Annotated in this window: 2 protein-coding genes; both read right to left on the reverse strand. The window is 60.6% G+C overall.

Going from position 1 to position 2,774, the window contains the following annotated elements:
* Positions 1-682 precede the first annotated feature (682 nt).
* Positions 683-1,657: a dipeptidase gene (locus tag JOZ76_RS08235; RefSeq protein WP_291698129.1), complete on the reverse strand. Its 975-nt coding sequence runs from the start codon at positions 1,655-1,657 to the stop codon at positions 683-685.
* Positions 1,654-2,694, reverse strand: a complete 1,041-nt coding sequence (locus JOZ76_RS08240; protein WP_291698130.1) for an ABC transporter ATP-binding protein — start codon at positions 2,692-2,694, stop codon at positions 1,654-1,656. The genes JOZ76_RS08235 and JOZ76_RS08240 overlap by 4 nt, the downstream gene beginning before the upstream one ends.
* Between the last annotated feature and the right edge of the window lie 80 nt (positions 2,695-2,774).

Consider the following 2,774-nt stretch of genomic DNA (forward strand, 5'->3'; position numbering starts at 1 on the left):
CTGGCAGGAGATCAAGATCTACAAGGTCGACAGTGCGCCCGCTCACCACGGGTCGGCTCTCCGGGGAGAGAATCTCGTTGCTGCCGAATATTGTGGCGTGCATGTCGCCAGTTCGCCCTATTTAGGAATGCTGTGCAAGTCGACCCCTTTTTGTTCAGCCGCCCTCCATCGAAGATCTTCACCACCGCACGATCCTTGATCGATTATCACTTTGCCCCTGCATTTCTTGACAGACAAGTGCGGCCGCCGCGCCGCTGGTGAGCGCATAGTCGATGTCTCCTGGATCCCGTCCCATCGGGCTTCGAGCGGCAGAGAAATGGCAGGTGGTGAGCCCAGAATGCGCTAAGGGAGACCGACGGCTTGCTCGGTGCTCGTTATTCATGCGCGAGTTTTCTGGGCGCATGGCGAGATTGCGGGAATCATCGCGGGTCTGCAATCTGCGCTATCGAGGTAATCCGCGCGCACCTTCAGCCAAGGCAAGATCCGTCTTAGGAACACCAGGTCATCTGCCGAGCCGGCTCCACGTGTTGCTCGTCTGAAGAAGACGGTACGAATTGCATCGAGCCATATTCGATCAGTTTGCAAGCATCGTCGTCCTTCCGATAATCAAGGCTGACAAAAACCTGCGCGGCCAGGCAATCGCAGATAATTCTGGTCGCTCACCGCCAAAGCGCACTGCTCCTCAGCCGCCCCAAATTTCGCTGAAGACGCGCAGGAAATTTTCACCGAGGATCCCGACCGTTTCAGATTCTGAAAACCCTCTCTTGCGCAGCGCGTGAGCCACATTGCCAGCATCGGCATGGCCGGCAATGCCGGTCGGCCAGTTCCAGGGCGGGCGTGGAATATAGCGCTCGTCATATCCGAAATAGACGAAATCCTCCTCGTCTTCATCGGCGAAGTCGAAGCCAAGTCCGACGTGCTGGGCTCCGACGAGCTCGGCGATATAGGCGGCATGATCCACGAGCATGTCGAGGGTGGCCGGCTTGTCTTGCGCGAGAAAAAAGGGAGCGGCGCAAACGCCAACGACGCCTCCCGATGCCGCCACCGCCCGTATGACCTCGTCGGTCGCGTTGCGCGGCGTGTCGAGAAGAGCCCGAGCATTGGCATGCGTCACCACAAGAGGACGGCTCGCCACCTCGGTCGCTTCAAGTGCTGTGCGGTTTCCCGCGTGCGAGAGATCGACAACGATACGCAGATCCTCCATGCGCTGGACGACTTTGCGCCCGAACTTGCTCAAGCCGATGTCGCTCGGCTCAAAGCAGCCGTCACCGACGCGGTTCCTGGTGTTGTAAGTGAGTTGCATGACGCGCAGGCCGCAAGCTTGAAAGGCGTTCAGGAAATCGAGCTCATCCTCGATGGGGTCGGAGCCTTGGAAATGGACCACGATGGCGGTTTCCCCAGTCGTCTTCGCCGCCCGAATCTCAGCGACCGAACGGGCGATCCGGATGGGTTGCTTGCGCAGGCGCTCGATCTCGAGCCAAGCTCCCAGAATTTCCATCGTCGCCCGAAAATCCTCAATAGCGCCGACTGTCGCCAGCAGTGCGTCCACCCCGCCGGCCACAACGTCCGGCAGCCGCTTCGCCAAAAAGCGCGGCTCCATCAACGGGGCGGCTGCGTCGAGCAGAATGGGGCTTGGAGCGGCTTGCTTGTTGCTCATGACGATAATCTCGCATCTTCTTCGAAGGGGCTCGTTTCCTGGGCAAGCCAGCAGCGCGCCTTGCGCCCCGGGCCGATCTTGAACGGGGGCGGCTCCTCTACGAGGCAGATATCCTTGCGCTGCGGGCAACGCGGGTGAAAGGCGCAGCCCCTTGGTTTGCGCGCCAGGTCTGGGGGTCGTCCCTCAATGGGCAGCAAGCCCCCCTCACTTTTCTCCTCGATGCGAGGCACGGCCTTGAGAAGCGCATCGGTGTAGGGATGTTTTGGCGTTTCGAACACCTCGAGCGTCGGCCCGGATTCGACGATACGGCCGGCATACATCACCAATACGCGGCTGCAAAAATGCGACACGAGGGCGATGTTGTGGGTAATCAGCATGATGGCGGTGCCAGTTGCGCGATTCATTGCCAGCAAGAGGTCCATGATCTGCGCCTGCACCGTCACATCAAGGGCAGTTGTCGGCTCATCAGCAATCAGAAGCCTCGGATGATTGACCGAGCCGACGGCGATCATGGCGCGCTGCCGCATGCCGCCCGAGTATTGATGCGGATAGTCGCGATATCTCAGCTCGGGACCGGGAATGCGCACGGCACGCAGCATGTCGAGCGAGCGCTGCTTGGCTTGCGTGGCCGTCACAGCGTGATGCGCTTCCACGGTCTCGCTGACCTGATCTCCAACGCGCATAACGGGATTGAGAGAGGCGGAAGGGTCTTGGAAGATCATGCCGACATCGTTGCCGCGCACGCGGCGCATCTCGCGCTCGGAGAGCGACAGCAAATCCCGTCCCGCCATGGCCACGTGCCCTGCAATGATGCGACCGGGCGAAGGCACGAGGCGCACGATCGACAAGGCGAGCATTGACTTGCCGCAACCCGATTCGCCGACGATGCCGACGATCTCGCCTTTATTGATGGAAAATGATACGCCGTCCACGGCCTCGACGACCCCGCGCGAGGTCGGAATATGAACACGCAAATCCTCGACACGCAGCAACGGCCCGGCGTGTTGGGCAAAGGTTCGCTCCGAGGCGCTGCTCATCTGCTGTCTCCCGCAGACAGGCTCGCCGAAGCGTCAAAATCTAGGGTGGCGTGCCGCACGAGTTCGGTCGCGAAATGGCA

The organism is Bradyrhizobium sp. (assembly GCF_019244115.1).
In the GTDB taxonomy this organism is placed as follows: Bacteria; Pseudomonadota; Alphaproteobacteria; order Rhizobiales; family Xanthobacteraceae; genus Bradyrhizobium.